The 17,516-nt window shown below is 35.1% G+C and carries 20 protein-coding genes; 4 read left to right on the top strand and 16 right to left on the bottom strand.

From position 1 onward, the window contains the following. Positions 1 to 5 precede the first annotated feature (5 nt). The 8 genes from AAFN87_RS07805 to aspA all read right to left on the bottom strand — a co-directional run bounded on the left by AAFN87_RS07805 (position 6) and on the right by aspA (position 9,172). Positions 6 to 308 carry a rhodanese-like domain-containing protein gene (locus AAFN87_RS07805; protein WP_347790477.1) on the bottom strand — a complete coding sequence of 101 codons (303 nt, stop codon included), beginning with the start codon at positions 306 to 308 and terminating at the stop codon, positions 6 to 8. 81 nt (positions 309 to 389) lie between these two features. After that, the gene (hfq, locus tag AAFN87_RS07810; protein WP_347790478.1) at positions 390 to 623 is read right to left on the bottom strand and encodes an RNA chaperone Hfq; all 234 of its coding nucleotides are present in this window, start codon (positions 621 to 623) and stop codon (positions 390 to 392) included. 81 nt (positions 624 to 704) lie between these two features. Next, complete coding sequence (gene miaA / locus AAFN87_RS07815) at positions 705 to 1,607, bottom strand: tRNA (adenosine(37)-N6)-dimethylallyltransferase MiaA (protein WP_347790479.1); 903 nt, start codon at positions 1,605 to 1,607, stop codon at positions 705 to 707. After that, positions 1,588 to 2,505, bottom strand: a complete 918-nt coding sequence (locus tag AAFN87_RS07820; protein ID WP_347790480.1) for an alpha/beta hydrolase — start codon at positions 2,503 to 2,505, stop codon at positions 1,588 to 1,590. Before AAFN87_RS07820 ends, miaA begins: the two co-directional genes overlap by 20 nt. 13 nt (positions 2,506 to 2,518) lie before the next feature. Next, on the bottom strand, positions 2,519 to 4,372 hold the full coding sequence (gene mutL, locus AAFN87_RS07825) for a DNA mismatch repair endonuclease MutL (protein ID WP_347790481.1): 1,854 nt from the start codon (positions 4,370 to 4,372) through the stop codon (positions 2,519 to 2,521). Between the two features lie 12 nt (positions 4,373 to 4,384). Continuing rightward, positions 4,385 to 6,991 (bottom strand): DNA mismatch repair protein MutS, encoded by a 2,607-nt coding sequence (gene mutS / locus AAFN87_RS07830; RefSeq protein ID WP_347790482.1) that lies wholly within the window; start codon positions 6,989 to 6,991, stop codon positions 4,385 to 4,387. A 99-nt stretch (positions 6,992 to 7,090) separates the two neighbouring features. Next, positions 7,091 to 7,663: an outer spore coat protein CotE gene (gene cotE, locus AAFN87_RS07835; RefSeq protein ID WP_347790483.1), complete on the bottom strand. Its 573-nt coding sequence runs from the start codon at positions 7,661 to 7,663 to the stop codon at positions 7,091 to 7,093. An 81-nt stretch (positions 7,664 to 7,744) separates the two neighbouring features. Next, positions 7,745 to 9,172, bottom strand: a complete 1,428-nt coding sequence (gene aspA / locus AAFN87_RS07840) for an aspartate ammonia-lyase (protein ID WP_347790484.1) — start codon at positions 9,170 to 9,172, stop codon at positions 7,745 to 7,747. Positions 9,173 to 9,678: 506 nt separating this feature from the next. On the opposite strand from aspA, the gene AAFN87_RS07845 reads away from it, so the two are divergent. Continuing rightward, on the top strand, positions 9,679 to 9,957 hold the full coding sequence (locus tag AAFN87_RS07845; protein ID WP_347790485.1) for a hypothetical protein: 279 nt from the start codon (positions 9,679 to 9,681) through the stop codon (positions 9,955 to 9,957). A 480-nt stretch (positions 9,958 to 10,437) separates the two neighbouring features. Here AAFN87_RS07845 and AAFN87_RS07850 read toward each other — a convergent pair whose 3' ends face one another. Together AAFN87_RS07850 and AAFN87_RS07855 are read right to left on the bottom strand one after the other, a co-directional pair. Continuing rightward, positions 10,438 to 10,791, bottom strand: a complete 354-nt coding sequence (locus AAFN87_RS07850; protein ID WP_347790486.1) for a YhjD family protein — start codon at positions 10,789 to 10,791, stop codon at positions 10,438 to 10,440. Beyond that, the gene (locus tag AAFN87_RS07855; protein ID WP_347790487.1) at positions 10,788 to 11,009 is read right to left on the bottom strand and encodes a transcriptional regulator; all 222 of its coding nucleotides are present in this window, start codon (positions 11,007 to 11,009) and stop codon (positions 10,788 to 10,790) included. Before AAFN87_RS07855 ends, AAFN87_RS07850 begins: the two co-directional genes overlap by 4 nt. 286 nt (positions 11,010 to 11,295) lie before the next feature. On the opposite strand from AAFN87_RS07855, the gene AAFN87_RS07860 reads away from it, so the two are divergent. After that, positions 11,296 to 11,733 carry a Panacea domain-containing protein gene (locus AAFN87_RS07860; protein WP_347790488.1) on the top strand — a complete coding sequence of 146 codons (438 nt, stop codon included), beginning with the start codon at positions 11,296 to 11,298 and terminating at the stop codon, positions 11,731 to 11,733. After that, complete coding sequence (locus AAFN87_RS07865; RefSeq protein ID WP_347790489.1) at positions 11,730 to 12,917, top strand: hypothetical protein; 1,188 nt, start codon at positions 11,730 to 11,732, stop codon at positions 12,915 to 12,917. Before AAFN87_RS07860 ends, AAFN87_RS07865 begins: the two co-directional genes overlap by 4 nt. A gap of 75 nt (positions 12,918 to 12,992) precedes the next feature. On the opposite strand, the gene AAFN87_RS07870 is transcribed toward AAFN87_RS07865, so the two are convergent. The 3 genes from AAFN87_RS07870 to AAFN87_RS07880 all read right to left on the bottom strand — a co-directional run bounded on the left by AAFN87_RS07870 (position 12,993) and on the right by AAFN87_RS07880 (position 14,952). Next, positions 12,993 to 13,754, bottom strand: coding sequence for an N-acetylmuramoyl-L-alanine amidase (locus tag AAFN87_RS07870; RefSeq protein ID WP_347790490.1), 762 nt, complete (start codon positions 13,752 to 13,754; stop codon positions 12,993 to 12,995). Then, a complete protein-coding gene (locus AAFN87_RS07875) occupies positions 13,751 to 14,167 on the bottom strand; it encodes a phage holin family protein (RefSeq protein WP_347790491.1) in 417 nt (138 codons plus the stop codon). The genes AAFN87_RS07870 and AAFN87_RS07875 overlap by 4 nt, the downstream gene beginning before the upstream one ends. 116 nt (positions 14,168 to 14,283) lie before the next feature. Next, positions 14,284 to 14,952 (bottom strand): DUF6710 family protein, encoded by a 669-nt coding sequence (locus AAFN87_RS07880; RefSeq protein WP_347790492.1) that lies wholly within the window; start codon positions 14,950 to 14,952, stop codon positions 14,284 to 14,286. A 367-nt stretch (positions 14,953 to 15,319) separates the two neighbouring features. Between AAFN87_RS07880 and AAFN87_RS07885 the strand changes: the two genes are divergently transcribed. Continuing rightward, positions 15,320 to 16,075 (top strand): DUF4393 domain-containing protein, encoded by a 756-nt coding sequence (locus tag AAFN87_RS07885; RefSeq protein WP_347790493.1) that lies wholly within the window; start codon positions 15,320 to 15,322, stop codon positions 16,073 to 16,075. A 280-nt stretch (positions 16,076 to 16,355) separates the two neighbouring features. On the opposite strand, the gene AAFN87_RS07890 is transcribed toward AAFN87_RS07885, so the two are convergent. The 3 genes from AAFN87_RS07890 to AAFN87_RS07900 form a co-directional block, all read right to left on the bottom strand. Next, positions 16,356 to 16,880 carry a hypothetical protein gene (locus AAFN87_RS07890; protein WP_347790494.1) on the bottom strand — a complete coding sequence of 175 codons (525 nt, stop codon included), beginning with the start codon at positions 16,878 to 16,880 and terminating at the stop codon, positions 16,356 to 16,358. A gap of 95 nt (positions 16,881 to 16,975) precedes the next feature. After that, entirely contained in the window at positions 16,976 to 17,155 is a 180-nt protein-coding gene (locus AAFN87_RS07895; RefSeq protein ID WP_347790495.1) for a hypothetical protein, read from the bottom strand. A 126-nt stretch (positions 17,156 to 17,281) separates the two neighbouring features. Continuing rightward, positions 17,282 to 17,479, bottom strand: a complete 198-nt coding sequence (locus AAFN87_RS07900) for a sporulation protein Cse60 (protein ID WP_347790496.1) — start codon at positions 17,477 to 17,479, stop codon at positions 17,282 to 17,284. Positions 17,480 to 17,516: the final 37 nt, after the last annotated feature.

Consider the following 17,516-nt stretch of genomic DNA (forward strand, 5'->3'; position numbering starts at 1 on the left):
CACTTTTATTTAAACTCTAATTCTCCATCATATGCTAACATACCACCCTCAAGGTTTGTAACATCAAAGCCTTGAGACTCTAAGTATTCACAAGCATTAGCACTACGAACGCCGCCTTTACAGACAACAATATATGCTTTAGCTGGATCTAGCTCAGCAGTACGTTCCGGAATTGAACCTAGCGGGATATGAATGGCACCAGGAATCATGCCGTCCTCCACTTCAAAATCTTCGCGTACATCAATTACGTTGAACTCTTCATTTGCATCGAATAAATTTAATAACTCATCAGTTGTCATTGATTTCACAATTACTAGCCTCCAATTTTCTACATTCACTTGTCCATTATAAGTGAAACAAAAAAATGTTTCTAGTGTGATGAATTTACATTATTCTTCTGCCTCGTTAGAATTTATCCCTATTGCTTTAGCCGGAACAAATGTAGAAATCGCATGTTTATAAATAAGATTCTGCTTCCCTTCAGATTCTAACAATACCGTAAAATTATCATAAGACTTTACTAAGCCTTTTAATTGGAATCCGTTTAATAAAAACACGGTAACGAAAACATTATTTTTCCGAAGTTGATTTAAAAACGTATCTTGTAAATTGATTGATTTCATGAAAGCGCCCCCTTCTCTATTCTATTTACTACACTCATATTCGGCATTAATAGAAATTCTCCTGCAAAAAATTAGAAAATATTAGAAAAGGGATTTTATTTTATCCCAATCATTACCGATCCATTGTACATCCATCTTATTGCGGAAATACGTTAGCTGGCGCTTCGCATAACGTCTTGAGTTTTGCTTAATTTGTTCAACTGCTTCTTCCAATGTTAAAAAACCATCAAAATATGCGTATAATTCTTTATAGCCAATAGCTTTAATTGATTGCACATCACGAATACCTGCATCGTACAAAGCTTTCACTTCCTCAATTAACCCTTTTTCAATCATCAAATCCACACGTAAATTAATGCGTTCATATAATAATTCACGATCCATATCCATGCCGATAATGAGATGATTATAAAGTGCGATATCCCCTCGATTATGCTCTTCTGCAGCTTTTGATGTGCCACTTAGTTCTACCATTTCAAGTGCACGGATGACCCTTCTCGTATTGTTCGGGTGAATGTCCTTCGCAGTGTCAGGATCGAGCGCAACAAGCTTTGCATGCATTTCCTCTGGTCCAATTTTTGCAAGCTCTTCATAATATGCCGCGCGCGCCTCTTCATCTACCTCTTCCTTTGTAAATTGGAAATCATATAGCACAGACTGTACATAAAGCCCTGTACCTCCTACGATAATTGGCATTTTCCCGCGGGATTGGATTTCGGCAATTTTCTCACGCACAAGCTGCTGGTATTCGGCAACAGAAAAGCTATCAGTTGGCTCTTTAATATTAAGTAAATGGTGCACTACGCCTTCCATTTCCTGTTCCGTTATTTTTGCCGTCCCGATATCGAGCTGCTTATACACTTGCATCGAATCACCATTAATCACTTCTCCATCTAGAAATTTCGCAAGGCGGATACTTAATGCCGTTTTCCCTGATGCAGTAGGTCCAATTATAGCAACGACATCATATTTTTTGTTTATCATGTTTTAACCACCGTATTATTACATCATATACATGTTGTTTATTTTTTTCGTTTAAAATTTCGTGACGCATCCCTTCAAATAAATATACGCCCACATTTTCCATACCGACTTCTGTCATTTTACTCGCTACTTTGAAAACACCTTGCCCAGCGTTGCCAACAGGATCTTCACTACCGCTAATAAATAATATTGGCAAATCTGTACGCATACGCGATATTTCTTCTTTTCGATTAATAAGTAGCAGTCCTTCAGTTAAATCAGCAAAAAATTGATTCGTTGCAATAAAACCGCACATTGGGTCATCAATATATTTTTGGACTTCTTTTTCGTCGCTACATAGCCAGTCAAATGCAGTTTTCGGAAGCTTAAATGCTTTATTAAAACTACCAAAGCTTAAATCATTCATAAGCTTGCTTTCCATTCGCGGTCCTTGTGTTTTAACAAGAGCAAGCGCCAATTTATTGCCCGCGATATGTAAAGCCGTAGTTGTGCCTGTACCACAAAGAATGCACCGGTCTACTTGATTACTATATAACTGAATAAATCGTCTTGCGATAAAGGAACCCATACTATGTCCGAATAGTGTAAGAGGGACATCTACGCGCATGCGCACATACTTTAGCACTTCAAGTACATCTGTTACAACTTTATGGAAGCCCAGTTCATCTGCGAAGTAACCGTAGTCTCCTTTAGCTGTATGACCGTGACCACGGTGATCGTGCATCGATACGAAAAAACCGTGATCACAAAGCATTTCAGCAAAACTTTCATAACGTCCTGAATGCTCGCCCATTCCATGTAAAATATGAAAATGGCCTATTGTATGCTCAGGTTCAAATATTCGCACAAAAATTTCTTGTCCGTCTCGCATCGTAACAAATTGTTCAAGCTTTTTCATACCATCACCCTTTCTACATTACACGTTTAAACATTTTTTCAACCTCATAAGTTGAGAAATGAATAAGCACCGGTCTTCCATGAGGGCATGTAAACGGATTATCAGCGGCGCGTAAATCATCAAGCAGCTGCACCATTTGCTCCTTTGTTAAATAATAATTCGCTTTAATTGATTTTTTGCAACTCATCATAATAGCAGCTTCTTCACGCAATTTTTTAATATCGGTTTTGCGCGTTTTTAACACTTGTTCTATTAATTCTTCAATAATTTCTTGTTCAAAGCCTTTTGGGAACCATGTAGGATATTCCCTAACAACAAATGATGATTGCCCAAACTCTTCTAAATAAACACCTACTTCTTGTAAGGCTGCCGTATATTCTTTTAATATTAATGCCTCATCAGCAGCATAATGGAAGGTTAGTGGTAAAAGCAGGGATTGTCGTTCATTTGGATTGACATCCCCTACTTTTTCACGAAAATATTCATATTTTATACGTTCCTGTGCCGCATGCTGATCAATTAAATAAAAGCCGTCTTCCATTTGGGCAATGATATAAGTACCGTGAATTTGGCCAACAATTTCTAGCTGGGGGAAAGGCTCTTTCTTTTCAGTTTCAGTTAACGGCTCTTCGAACATTTTATTTTCTATTTGCTGCCCTGGTTCTTTCACTTGTTCCGAAATGTTTGGATACCAATCTGTTTCAACTTTAGTTGGTACTACCGGTTCTCCAACAAATGGCTCTTTCACAACTTGGTTAGCAGTCAATTTGTCCACAACCGCGTTCATTTTTTCTTCATTAAAAGTAGGGGCTGGCTTCCAAATATTCATTTGCTCACTCGGTACTCTAACCGGCTTTTCTTGCTTTGCGGCTAATGGAACACGCACGCTAGCACGAACAGCTTCGCGAATTGTTTGCTCAATTAATTGCAACAGTTCTGGCTCTTTACTTAAGCGTACTTGATGCTTTGCTGGATGTACATTGACGTCTGTCAGCTGCGGGTCCCCCTCAATATACAACACAACAATTGGATAACGCTCAATCGGCAAAAACGTATGGTAGGCGTCGACTATAGCCTTTTGCACTAAATAATGCTTGACCCAGCGCCCATTCACAAAAATGGACATATAATTTTTCGATGCACGTGTAATTTCAGGCAATGTCGCAAAACCATGTACTTTATAGTCACTTGTTTCACCGTTAAAAGCGATCATTTTTTTCGCATTTTGCGCCCCGTAAATTGAAGCTAATACTTGCTGCACATTACTGCGTCCGTTCGTTTGCAATAAAGGTTGCCCATTATGCACGAGTTTAAAAGCGATTTGCGGATTCCCAAGTGCAAGACGATTTAGTAAATCTATCGAATGGCCGAGCTCGGTTTGAATTGTTTTTAAATATTTTAAGCGTGCTGGCGTATTGAAAAATAGCTGTGCAACGGTTAAATCTGTACCTTTTCTAAGTGCAGTAGGCTTTTGCTCTTTTACATGCCCGCCTTCAAGCGACAACTCGATACCACTTATGCCATTAGATGTTTTTAGAGTGACTTTTGATACTGAAGCAATCGACGCTAATGCCTCACCGCGGAAACCAAGTGTGCGTATGCGAAATAAATCTTGTTCTTTTTCAATTTTAGATGTGGCATGGCGTGAAAAAGATTTCATGGCATCCTCTTCATCCATCCCACTTCCATTATCAACTACTTGAATCGATGTAAGTCCGGCTTCCTCAAGGAAAACTTCAATTGTTGTACTACCTGCATCAATTGCGTTTTCGACTAGCTCTTTCACGACTGATGCAGGGCGCTCAACTACTTCTCCGGCAGCAATTTTATTCGACAACCATTCATCCATTATTTGAATTTTCCCCATGTGGTTCACCTCTTACTTATTTAAAAGTTTTTGCTGTAATTCATATAGAGTCGTCATCGCTTGCATTGGTGTCGTACTCATTATATTTAATTTAGACAGCACATCTAATACATCCTTCTCCGCGTCAGACACTGCTGGAACTTCTGTAAATAACGAGAGCTGCTCACCTTCTTGAATAGTAGCTGCTTGTTGAGCAGTCGTTGGCTCGTTTACAACCAACTCGTCGTGAAGAGTTGGTCGTAATAGGTGCTCGTCCTTTGCTTCAAACTGAGCTAATAATATACGTGCGCGCTCAATTATTTCATTTGGCATATTAGCTAATTCAGCTACATGGACTCCGTAGCTTTTATCTGCTGCACCTTGCTTTACTTTATGCAAGAACACAACTTTACCGTCTTGCTCTGTTGCGCTCACATGCACATTTTGCAGACGTTCTAGCTCCTGATCTAGCTCTGTTAATTCATGATAATGAGTAGAGAATAAAGTATTTGCACCGATATTATTATGAATATATTCCATCATTGATTGCGCTAAGCTCATTCCATCGTATGTGGAAGTACCGCGCCCAATTTCATCAAATAATAGTAAGCTACTCGCTGTTGCATGTGTAATCGCATGCTGTGATTCTAACATTTCGACCATAAAGGTTGATTGTCCTGCTGCTAGATCATCTGCTGCACCAATACGTGTAAATATTTGATCTGTTATTGGTAAATGCGCTGATTCAGCAGGTACGTAACAGCCCATTTGCGCAAGCACAACAATTAATGCTACTTGGCGCATATACGTACTTTTACCCGACATATTTGGACCTGTAATGAGCATCATATTTTGCTCATTCGGTAAGACACAATCGTTTGGTACATACATTTGCTTATTTAGCATTTTCTCAACGACAGGGTGACGGCCTTCTTTAATAGACAGTGCCCGTCCCTCATGGAATGTAGGTTTAACGAAGCGATATTTTTCAGTTACTACTGCAAAACTCATAAAAACATCAAGCTCACTAATTTGTGCAGCTAGCGCTTGTACACGCGGAATAAACACCTTTAATTGCTCGCGAAGTGCTACAAATAAATCATATTCTAATGCTAAGCTTTGTTCCTCCGCATTTAAAATTAGTGCTTCCTTTTCTTTTAATTCATCAGTAATATAACGCTCTGCATTCGCTAAAGTTTGCTTCCGTTCATAACGTGTTAAATCGACATTCGCAATATTTGATTTTGTAATTTCGATATAATAACCAAATATGCGGTTATAGCCAATTTTCAAGTTTTTAATACCTGTAAGCTCACGTTCTCTTTGTTCTAATTGGGCAATCCAATCTTTGCCGTTTCTTGATGCATAACGTAGTTCATCTAAGCGCTCATTATATCCATCGCGAATGACATCGCCCTCTTTTATTGAAATTGGCGGGTGATCAGTAATCGCTGTACTTAATAAGCTTTCAATATCCTCACATAGATCAAGAGCCAACCCAAGCTGTTGGAATATTTCTTTATCACTTGCTGTAAGCTGCTCACGGATAGCTGGCACTTGACGTAGTGATTCACGTAGCTGTGCTAAATCACGACCACCAACCGTACCGAAAGCTACTCGCCCTGCTAAGCGCTCTAAATCATAAACTTGTTTTAAGCGTTCACGTAAGTCTTCACGTATGAAAAAATCTTCTAATAAATGCTCGACAATTGAATGGCGTGCTTCGATTTGTGCACGGTTTGCGAGTGGTTGATGAAGCCACTGTTTTAATTTCCGCCCCCCCATCGCTGTTACTGTCTCGTCTAGTAGCCATAAAAGTGTACCTTTTTGATCGCTGCCACGAATTGATTGAATGAGCTCTAAATTACGTTTTGAATTTGCATCAATACGTAAATAATTTGTTGTTTCTATATAACTGAATGCTTGAATATGTGATAATGAACGCATTTGTGTACGTTCAATATAGCGTAGCAATTTTTTTGCAACAGGCTGGATAATTTCTGGCAACCCTTTAACAAACTGCTGTGCAGCTGACATTTCTTCGTTTTCTATAGATAACACGACACCTATATTTGCCGCAATATCTTTCATTTCAACTTGTAATGTATCACTAACAATTAGCTCTCGAATCGTATACGCTTGTAAATGTTGCAGTACTTCTTTTGTTCCACCTTCAATAATAGATCCCGTCGCTTCACCCGTTGAAACATCTAAAGTAACAAACGCTACTTCCATGCTCGATATACGCTCTGCAGCTGCGATAAAATGATTTGTTTTGCCGTCTATTGTCTTACCTTCCATAATCGTACCTGGTGTTATGAGCTGAACGACCTCTCGCTTAACCACACCTTTTGCAGTCTTTGGATCTTCGGTTTGTTCACAAATAGCAACTTTATAACCTTTTGCAACTAATGTTTCTATATAATTTTTCGCTGAGTGATGAGGTACACCGCACATCGGAATACGATCCTTACTCCCTGCATCTCGGCTCGTTAATGTAATTTCAAGTAATTGCGATGCATTTATTGCATCTTCAAAAAATAATTCATAAAAGTCGCCTAAACGAAAAAAAACAAAGGCATCCTTATAATCTTCTTTTATTAATAAATACTGTTGCATCATTGGCGTATAAGTAGTCATGATATTACCTCTCTTGCTTTGTTTGTACTTCTCATTATATAGAAAAATTAAAAAGAGCGCTCGCATATCTACTTTTTGCAGACATTTGAGCGCATTCAATTAACGAAATGATGACGATTCTATTTCATTTTTGTTACTAGATGAACTCGATGAAGATGATGAGCTTGATGACGATGATGAAGAGCTTGATGAAGACTCTGCAAAATCCCACTCATCCTCGAATTCAAGTGGATGTACATGAATACATATCGTCGTTTCACCAATTACTTCAACTAAAAATTCACGTTCGATAACAACTTGGAACTTTTCTCCGCATGGTGTAATGATCGCCTCAATACAGTTCGGTTGTTGTAAAACTGTTGTATGCACCTCATTCGAATCTTTCACATTTTCATCACGATATTTCAATTTGATCCGATCGCGATAAGTTACTGTTTCTGTGTAAACCGCCGTTTTCGAGTGTTGACTATATGCATACCATACATTGACATCAAATTTACCAGACACCTCTACAAATTTCCCTACTTTTTTCGCCTGGTATTGATGGTTAATTACCCAACAACCTAATATACTCGTCGGTGTATTTGGTGGACATAGCGTTTCAGTACATTCCGTGCGCTGTTTCCCCTTAGCTACGACCGCCTTTGTCACAATTTGACGTAATCGTTTCAACGAAAATTCCCCCTTCCTATGTGGCTCGCCTTAGTCTATGCGGCACTCGCCTAAATGGTGATAGGAGGGGGGAAACGTTTGTTATTTATGTTTTAGAATACTTGATCCAGCGATACCAGGATGGGTCATCTCATAAGGATCTAAAATTAAATCAAGCTGTTCTGCAGTTAATACGCCTTCAGCAATACATAATTCACGAATTGAACGCCCTGTTATAATAGCCTCTCTAGCAAGGCGTGCTGCTACTTCATAACCAATATGCGGATTGACCGCCGTTAATACGCCGACACTTTTCTCTACATATTCCTTCATACGTGCTTCATTTGCTTCGATATCTTTCAAGCAATGTTCTGTAAACGCATGAAATACGTTGTTCATAATGCTTAACGATTGAATTAAGTTAAAGACAAGTACTGGTTCCATAACGTTTAGTTCTAACTGACCCGCTTCTGATGCCATCGAAATTGTATGGTCATTACCGATTACTTGGAAGGCTACTTGGTTTAATACTTCCGGCATAACCGGATTGACTTTACCAGGCATAATAGAAGATCCTGGTTGGCGAGCTGGCAAAGTAATTTCACCCAAACCTGCACGAGGACCTGACGCCATTAAACGTAAGTCATTGGAAATTTTAGACATGTTAATCATACAAATTTTCAAGGCACTGGAAACTTCAGTATATGCATCTGTATTTTGTGTTGCATCAACTAAATGCGTCGCTCCTGTTAATGGGAAGCCTGAAATTTCTGCCAGATGATTCGCTACTGCTTGAATATAAGAAGGTACAGCGTTCAACCCTGTTCCGACTGCTGTCGCTCCCATGTTTACTTCATATAAATGCTCACGTGTTTGCGCGATTCGCTTAATATCACGACCGATTACACGACTATATGCTTCAAACTCTTGTCCAAGACGAATTGGTACTGCATCTTGTAAATGTGTTCTTCCCATTTTAATAACATGCGCAAATTGTTTTGCTTTGTCTTCAAAGACATTTTGCATATGCTGCATTGTCTCTAACAAATCTTCAACTAATGTTAAGACTGCAATATGAATAGCCGTTGGGAAAGCATCGTTTGTCGATTGTGACATATTGACATGGTTATTAGGGCTAATCGTTTTGTAATCGCCTTTTTCTTTACCTAAAATTTCAAGTGCTCGGTTTGCGATTACTTCATTTGTATTCATATTTATTGACGTACCTGCACCGCCTTGAATTGGGTCTACGATAAATTGTGCGTCCCATTTTCCTTCAATTACTTCATCTGAAGCAATGACGATTGGAACACCAATTTCTTTTGGCAAAAGTTCAACTTCCATATTACCAAGTGCCGCTGCTTTTTTTACTATCCCCATTGCTTTGATAAGTGAAGCGTGGAGTGATAAACCAGTAATTGGAAAGTTTTCGGTTGCGCGCAATGTTTGAATGCCATAATACACATCTTTCGGTAATTCACGCTCCCCTAAAAAATCTTTTTCTAAACGTGAATTTTGTAAATCTGACATAAATTAATCTCCTTTGACTAACGTTTATATGTAAGTAGTAAAAACAGCTTTTGTTCAGCTCTACTACATGATAGTAGACGACTTTCACTAGAATGTAAACAATGATTCAAGTTAATATTTAATTACCATAAATTTTCTCGGAGCAAAGGTATTTTCAATCATTATTCTTTCTCTTTTTCTTCAAGTAATACATCAATTTCATGTATTTGCATTAGTTTATAAAAATAATAGCCTTGTCCAACAATACAACCAATTTTTGGAGTTGCTTAAACTGTTCTTCCGTATCAATCCATCCTGCAATGGATTTCATTGCCAAGCTCGGCGATAACTAGATACGCCAATAGATGTAATAGCATTCGAGGTACGACCCCACTCAAGTAAATAAGGTACATTCCATTAGAAATTTATTGTGAGATTTAAACATTCTCCATTTTCTAATTTGATAAGTATAAAAAATTTATTAAAGCAAACAATTAATAATAAATATTTTAAATTGAGGTGTAGTTATGGAATACTTTCCGGTAATACATACAAATTTTTGGGATGCAATAATAGCCATTCCTGTTATTATGATAATTACTCAACTCTTAAAAATATTTTTTCGTATTAAACCTTATTGGGTTCCCCCAATAGCTTTAATCATAGGCTTAATTATTTCGATTTTTATTAGCCATAGACATAATTTACTCGCCGGAATATTTATGGGATGGTTTTATGGATACGCAGCAATAGGAAGTTATGCATCCTTAAAAACTGCTTTTAAAGCTTACAGACAAAAAACATAAAATCATAGTCTCAAAACAGTCCACTATACTAGAGTTTTTTAGGAAAAGAAGCGTAGAATTATTATTCCTTATTCCGTATGGAGGATTCATTATTACTAACTAAATGGGTACTTAAATTAATAATTTATTTCATTGCACAAATAAAAAACCCCTAAAACTTTGTGCTATAGGGGCTAAGGTGTATTTAATTTTTAAAAAGTATATATTAAGAGCAACTTCCTGGGACGCTATAATGTAGGCGCTATACACTTCTATGCATTGATATCCTACTAATAAAACTAAGGTTTTTTATGTCTTTTTGAATTTACGTTTCATATTAATTTGTTGAGTTTATATAATTCGATTTACTTTTGGGCACCTTTTGGGCACCTTTGGACACTTCGATAATATAAGAATTTATATACCAATTATATCGATGCAAACAATTATTTATAATAGAAGATAGTCACTCAAGCGAGTGGCTTTTTTTCATACAAAAACTCATCCAGTCAATCGCTGAATGAGCATATTTTCAACCTCATTTTTCAATTGTAAGTTATTGTACATTAGAGCATCTTCAATTCCTTGATATATATAATAGTAATTACTATGTGTATCATCTACTCGTTGCCATCTGCCGACTTGTATTTTATTCAAATTGAGCAAACGTTTTATGTTGTGGTACTCCTGGTGTATTGATTCCGCCAATTCATTGATTATCTTCATATATATTTTAGTCATCTTCAGGCGATCGGTGTATTTTTCATATAGCTCAATATCGCTTTTTATCGAACGTTGGGCCATATCAATTACAACAAATTGATGTATAAGCTGTCGTTGCTCGTTTGTAATCATATAACATCACGTTCTTTATAAGTCACTGGCGAAACAGCAAGAACATTATCAATAATAAAAGTACGTTTAGCGTGTTTAACGAAACAGTACGCTTGCAACTTTTCGCCAATCATTTTAACAATTTGGATTCGGCGTTTACTGATAACGCCATCTTTAGCAAAATACATAATGTCCACCAATTGATTACGCTGCATTGCTTTTATTAGCTGTTCTTTCATGATGCCAACTCCTTATACAAACATTTATTTTCATATTTACTTATTATAGAACATTAGTTCTTATTTTAACAATAAAAGCTAACTGGAAATAATTATAAGAATATGTTATAATAAGAACAAATGTTCTATACAAAAAAACGTAAATAGAAGGCTTTGAGATTCAATCTCATTTATTTTAGCCCAAATGTTTACATTATGGTTGTGTTGGTGTAATTTAGTAATATTACATAGTCATATATATATCTATATATATGACCTTATCTTCCATTTGAGAGGAGGAGTTTTTATGGTAGGTATGAGATCTTTAGCTGACCACGTTATTGCTATTGGGGCTAATAAAAATTTACCTGTAACTAATTTACAAGTTCAAAAAGTTATGTTTTTTACCTTAGGTTTTCATTTACAAGATAATGGTATTGATGCACTTGCCGAAAAAATTTATGATATGCCGTTCGAAAAGTGGAGATACGGTCCAGTTGTTGAAACCGTTTACTATGAATTATGTCAATTTAAAGATAAACCGATCACAGAACAAGGACGTTATACAGCTGAATTATCAAGTTTAGATTCAAATATAGAGCAATTATTAAAAATTAACGTTTTTGATTTGGTTGAACTTTCACATCAGTTGTCATCATGGGCGGATTATAAAGCAGAAATTCTAAATCGTAGATATGTTGAAAGCTATACTTTAAAAGAAATATGGGAAGATTTTGTTTCATGAGAGAAATAAGCGAAGAGCAGTTTTTAGACCGTTTTAGAGATCTATTACTCAATTTCCCTAACTTACTCAAAACAGAATCAAGTTCTGGTATTAGAATAGATGGTTTAGCTAATTTACGACAAAGTTTGGATTCTCTATCTCAAAATTCCCAAAGTGGAACAGTAGGTAATGGATCTCTTTTGCAAACTAGAATTGAAGAATTCATTATTACCATTTCAAAGACTAGATTCGACAATGAATTAATTCCGTATGACAAAATTACTGAATTTGTTTTTATAGAAACTCCAGAAGAGTTATATTTTGATTTTACAACCAGACTAAAAACATATGGTAGACAATATTTTCTTAAACAAGCTACAATATCTCAGATGTCTGCTACAGACCTTCTAGAAAGAGAATCTGATACTACTTCTGAAGTACCTAATATCGATTTATCTAATTGCGAAAAGGATTTTTATAGAATAGTACGACATATCGATCTAGCATTAATACAAATCACCAAATTTGCCAGTACAAAAATAGAGCATTTACAATCTGAGTATGATAATTTAAACGATCAATTTTCTCAATTGAATAATCAAATTACACAGTTAAAAAGCGCAGCAGAACTTCAATACAAAAATATGTTGACCCAATTCATTTCAATATTAGGTATTTTTGCAGCAATATTAATGGGGGCTTTTGGGGCAATCCAAGGATTTACAAGTCTATTTGCCAATGCGATAGGCTTATCTATTGGAAAAATATTTATTTTAAGTTCAATAGGTGCTTCCTCAGTTGTTTTAATACTATTTTTCTTACTAAATGCAATAGCTAAGTTAACTGATAGAAGTCTATCTAGTACAAGTAAAAAGGATGGAACTTTGTTTGAAAAACATCCCTCACTTGTTTTGATTCACGGTATCTTAGTTTTTATTATCCTAATTGGGGCGTCACTTGAATTAAGTAATGTTAATTTAAAGTTTGCTTGGCAAGGTTTATGGTGGCTAGTACCTCTTTTTTGGTTCATTTATTTTATTACAGCAGTTTATCAAAGAGATCCATTTTTTATATTTAATTATTTCAAAGAATCGATTAAAAACCACAAAAATGATGGTACAGGACAAGCTAATTTACCTGAAACTAAAACTAAATCAGATCAATCTGATGTTCATAATTCCAAAAAAGAAAACCAGCAAGGTTAATTTTTACCTTGCTGGTTTTTTGTTAATACCGCTTTATATAGTTCTGTTTTCTCTTCAAACTATACCGCTATCTTACTATTGCTTTTTATTTATTCCCACAACAACTTTGGCAGATAAACCTAGCAAATCAGCATCTGTAATCGTGCCATCATCTAACTTTTTTTGCCAAACAGATTTATTGGCACCAGCATCTATAGCTGCATCTACAATGATTTGACGACAAATTTTACTAGCAAGCGTAGTTTCGGTTTCGGCTTTCAATGTTGGACTAGAGAATTTCATTTCATTAGTAACTACATTTTGCTCCTTAATTGATTTCCCTACAGCAGTAGCTAATTCATTAGCAATCGCTTGGCATAGCTTTTCAAAATCTCGTTTATAAATAGCTACGTCAACTGTACTGTTAACAAAGCAAACTTCTAATAAAATAGCCGCCTTATTTGTATTAGCTAAGAAAGCTAACTTTTTACGTTGTTTAGCTCCACGATCAATTAAACCTGTTGCACTAGACATCGCTTTACTTACTTTAGCAGCTAATGTTTGTTGGTCGTAATAAAGCACTTCGGTTCCTATACCTCTATTTTGACGACCAGCTGAAGCATTAAAATGAATGCTTACGTCAAATTGGCGAGTTGATTTATTATGTTGCGATACAAGGTAAGTTAGATTTTGAGCTTGTGATTTAGATACGTTGTCCTCGATGTAATTTACAGCTATACCAGTTGCACGTAATATTTCAGTGACGCGTTTAGCAACTTTACGAGCTTCGGTTACTTCGTCGATAATATCCTTGGCACCTGTACCTGGTAACCAATGTCCTGGTGAAATGCTAATCATCGTTTACCCTCCTTCTTATCATCGTTATCCATCTGCAACTGCGAAAATGCATTAGCTAAAAACTTAGGAACACGAATGCCGAGCTTACCTAAGTTTTCAATCATACTGATACCTTCCAAACCAATAAGGAACAGTATCATAGCATTACGCATGAAGCTTCCACTCTCTGTTGCTAAGTCTAACTGAACTGCTGCAATGACCATTAATATCATAGCTGCCTTTTTTAATAAACCTTTAAACGCCTTTTTACTCTCAATATTTTTATGAGTAAAACCGACCATTAACCCTAGTGCGTAATCGATAGCCATAAAAATAATTAATGCTTTAATCAAATGGTCAATTCCTCCAACAAAATAAGCGACCCCTGCCATGGAGCCGCCTACAAGTGATGTATATAGTGTATCTGTTTTCATATTACACCTTCCTTTTACATAATAAAAAGGATCCGCAGTTGCGCATCCTTTTTAAATTCCCAAAATTAGGATTTTACATTTTTTGAATAATAATCAAATAATCTATTAATAGTACTCTAGTATTTGTTTGAGTTTATTAATCTCCCTATTTCAAATATCACTGCTTCTTCAAAATACTTGACTTTAGAAATTTTCCCCTTGTTTTTTTTACTGTAATAATAAATACCATCTGTTTCAATTAAATCAAATAAACTGCTCAAATCTATTACTTGAGCTGGCATATTTCCTTGTCTATTCAAAATCCCGATAGAGCTTGAATGAATTCCATTCATAATTACTCCAATTTTAAAAGGCTCTAGAAATTCCGCTCTGTGATTCATAGAATCATATAACCAATCTCCCCTCTTTAAATTAAATAAAGCACTTCGAAATCTTTTAGACGACCAAGGTAATGATAAAACCATATCCCTACTAAAGTCTATATCCACTTTACGAGATGTATCTACACCATCATATATTTTCAATTTAATATTATGTTTTTTCAATAAATCATAGTCCGGATAAAATAAACTTGTTGGCTTTGGAATATCATATTCATGTGTTGTTATTACATTACGCAGTAAATCTGATTGAATCGCCATAGCAAAAATATTAATCACTTTATAAATAGGGTGATCAATAGATTCTAACGAGATGTTTTTATTATCTTCAATAATTTTTTTAGCCATTTCAAGACTATGAATAAATTTTTTCTTTATACTACTATTAGATTTAAATTTTAACATTAAAACACTCCTTTTAATCTACTAATTTCGACAAAAGGAAAGGATTACCTTCTAATAATCGACAATTTAAAAGTATAGGAAATAAGGATACTCATTATTGTCCAATATATAAATACTCCACAATGATAATGTGGAAGGCATAAAAATTTATAGTATTTTTCATTACCACGCTTTATTTCGGTTGCATAGTAGTAAAACAAACTATTTTTGAATTAAGAAATTAATCTTTTGCTATTTTCAATTGATTAAAATCCACATTTATCCAGAAACCTATTTGTAAAATAAAAAAAGATGTCAAAATAGGATGACTGTATATTGTTTCCATAATCACAACCTCCTATACTTATTTTGAAAGGGGGTGAAAATAATGAGCTTAGAAATAAATCTCGTACCAAAATTCATAGATAAAGCCATGTCACCAGTAGCTGAAAGCGTTGGTAATTCAATTGCTAACCTTTGGGATCTTACGTTTAGTAATTACATTAAACTTTGGAAACAGAAGCAAGAATTTAAACATGAATTGAATTACCGGGATTACGTTGAAAAAGTTAATACAAAAATTGCTGAAATCCAACCTGATAGATTAGCAGAGCCTTCCCTTCACATTATCGGTCCTGCAATAGAAGCTTCAAAATACTATATAGATTCTGAAGAATTACGAGAAATGTTTGCCAATTTAATTGCCGCTAGTATGAATAGTGATAAAACTGACAGTGTTCATCCTTCTTATGTGGAAATCATTAAACAACTCACCTCAGATGAGGCTAAAATTTTAAGATATTCAAAAGGGCGTCATATCCCTACTATAAATGTAGTTGCAAGTCATGGTACGACTCACTCTCCAATAATGCTGAACTTCTCCGATATCGCATTTAAAGCAGAATGTGAATATCCTAATAAAGTACATGCATATCTAGAAAATTTAAATCGGTTAGGCTTAATTAATCTAAATGCAAATGGGTCTATAGCTGATGATAAACAGTATACAGATATCGAAAATCATCCAATGACTCTTTATGCGATAGAGTTAGCAAATTTAATGGGTAAATCGAAAATCAATAGATCCTATGCGGATACTACTTCATTTGGAAGACTTTTTTATGAAATTTGTATCAAGAATTAAATTATTCGTGCAAACAGATTTATTTCTGTTTGCTTTTTATTTGGTCGTATTATTCCTCATCATCTAACCTCACCACTAATCTGACTAAGTTCCTGCTTAATCTTCTGAATTAGAGTGGGTCTACTATTACTAAAAGTAGCTTCAATACTAAAGCCTGATTCTTCATGAATTTCTTTAATTTCAATTAGTGAGTAGTGTGCCTCTCAAATATGATGCAAAAATAAAAGCCCTCCACTGTTATGTGGAAGGCAAAAAATGAGTCAATGACTCGCCGAAAATACTAATTTTCAAATTCTAGTTTCTTCTCTTTTATAAGCGGTAAAATATATTTATTCGCAACCAAAATCAACTGATGATTCAAATCATATTCATTATATTTTATAAATCCTTCAAAATCATCTAACCACTTTTTACAATTCTTATTATATTTTTTATTAGAAATTATATCTTTAATTGGTATAATTCCTTCGGCAGAATGCCAATAACCTCTAGGTGCAATAAGAGTGGAAAGTTTATAATCAAATATTTTATTAAAATACGAGACAGTATCAATTGTTTCTCTACCTAATTGAATATATGCTTCAATATATCTATATTTTAATTCTCCTAATTCGATTAAGTCTTTTAATTCATCAATTTCTTCTTTTGCCATTTGTTGTTGCCATTCTATTTCATTTTGTAGTTCTTTTAATTCCTCATCAGGAAGAGTATAAATCAAATCTTCTTGTTCGTTATAAATATAATTGTTTAATTCTGAATATCGAACTTCTCTTTTCTCAGATTTTTTGTAATTTTTTTTAGCCATAATAATACTTTCTCCTTTCCCTTACTCTCTTTTCGACAAAAGGAAAGGATTCCCTTCTTAAAATAACAATAAAAAAACGCTGCATAAGCAACGTTTCAAGGTTTATAAATCAATCGTTTATAGTTTAACTCTCTAATAATACTTTTCACTTCGCGTACTAACTTATCTTGATTATCACTTGACTGTTCATACGTGGATAAGATGATAAGTAATTTTTCTCGTAATTCATCCTCGTGAAGTCCTGATACTACTAAGATTATTTCGTCGAAATCCACAAGAATCCCTCCTTTATGACAATGTTCGCCATTGGTGAGGGAAATCCTTTTTGAAAATTTCACAAGTAAATATAGAGGCGTTTAGAAATATGAAAAGCATCCTTGTGCGAGGATGCTTTAACTGTTTTACTCTTTATAATGAATTAGTGCTGAATATTCAACACTTGGGTAAACGCCATATTCGGTATGTGTAGTAATTGCAGTTGATGTCGTTGCATATTGAATACTAATAAGTTGTTCACCCGTAATACTTTCTAAAAAATCGTTTACTTCTTGTTGGAAATCTTCATTACGCTCGTTCGTTATTAATTTTACTTTACTCAAATTTTATTACCTCCCTTTCATCTACTTAATTCGACAA

The sequence above is a fragment of the Solibacillus sp. CAU 1738 genome (genome assembly GCF_039888725.1).
Lineage (GTDB): Bacteria > Bacillota > Bacilli > Bacillales_A > Planococcaceae > Metasolibacillus.

Bases quoted from the DNA above. Each gene is read 5' to 3' on its own strand.
- hfq (WP_347790478.1), bottom strand. From the start codon at position 623: ATGAAATCAATCAATTTACAAGATACGTTTTTAAATCAACTTCGGAAA.
- miaA (WP_347790479.1), bottom strand. From the start codon at position 1,607: ATGATAAACAAAAAATATGATGTCGTTGCTATAATTGGACCTACTGCA.
- AAFN87_RS07820 (WP_347790480.1), bottom strand. From the start codon at position 2,505: ATGAAAAAGCTTGAACAATTTGTTACGATGCGAGACGGACAAGAAATT.
- mutL (WP_347790481.1), bottom strand. From the start codon at position 4,372: ATGGGGAAAATTCAAATAATGGATGAATGGTTGTCGAATAAAATTGCT.
- mutS (WP_347790482.1), bottom strand. From the start codon at position 6,991: ATGACTACTTATACGCCAATGATGCAACAGTATTTATTAATAAAAGAA.
- aspA (WP_347790484.1), bottom strand. From the start codon at position 9,172: ATGTCAGATTTACAAAATTCACGTTTAGAAAAAGATTTTTTAGGGGAG.
- AAFN87_RS07845 (WP_347790485.1), top strand. From the start codon at position 9,679: ATGGAATACTTTCCGGTAATACATACAAATTTTTGGGATGCAATAATA.
- AAFN87_RS07850 (WP_347790486.1), bottom strand. From the start codon at position 10,791: ATGATTACAAACGAGCAACGACAGCTTATACATCAATTTGTTGTAATT.
- AAFN87_RS07855 (WP_347790487.1), bottom strand. From the start codon at position 11,009: ATGAAAGAACAGCTAATAAAAGCAATGCAGCGTAATCAATTGGTGGAC.
- AAFN87_RS07860 (WP_347790488.1), top strand. From the start codon at position 11,296: ATGGTAGGTATGAGATCTTTAGCTGACCACGTTATTGCTATTGGGGCT.
- AAFN87_RS07865 (WP_347790489.1), top strand. From the start codon at position 11,730: ATGAGAGAAATAAGCGAAGAGCAGTTTTTAGACCGTTTTAGAGATCTA.
- AAFN87_RS07870 (WP_347790490.1), bottom strand. From the start codon at position 13,754: ATGATTAGCATTTCACCAGGACATTGGTTACCAGGTACAGGTGCCAAG.
- AAFN87_RS07875 (WP_347790491.1), bottom strand. From the start codon at position 14,167: ATGAAAACAGATACACTATATACATCACTTGTAGGCGGCTCCATGGCA.
- AAFN87_RS07880 (WP_347790492.1), bottom strand. From the start codon at position 14,952: ATGTTAAAATTTAAATCTAATAGTAGTATAAAGAAAAAATTTATTCAT.
- AAFN87_RS07885 (WP_347790493.1), top strand. From the start codon at position 15,320: ATGAGCTTAGAAATAAATCTCGTACCAAAATTCATAGATAAAGCCATG.
- AAFN87_RS07890 (WP_347790494.1), bottom strand. From the start codon at position 16,880: ATGGCTAAAAAAAATTACAAAAAATCTGAGAAAAGAGAAGTTCGATAT.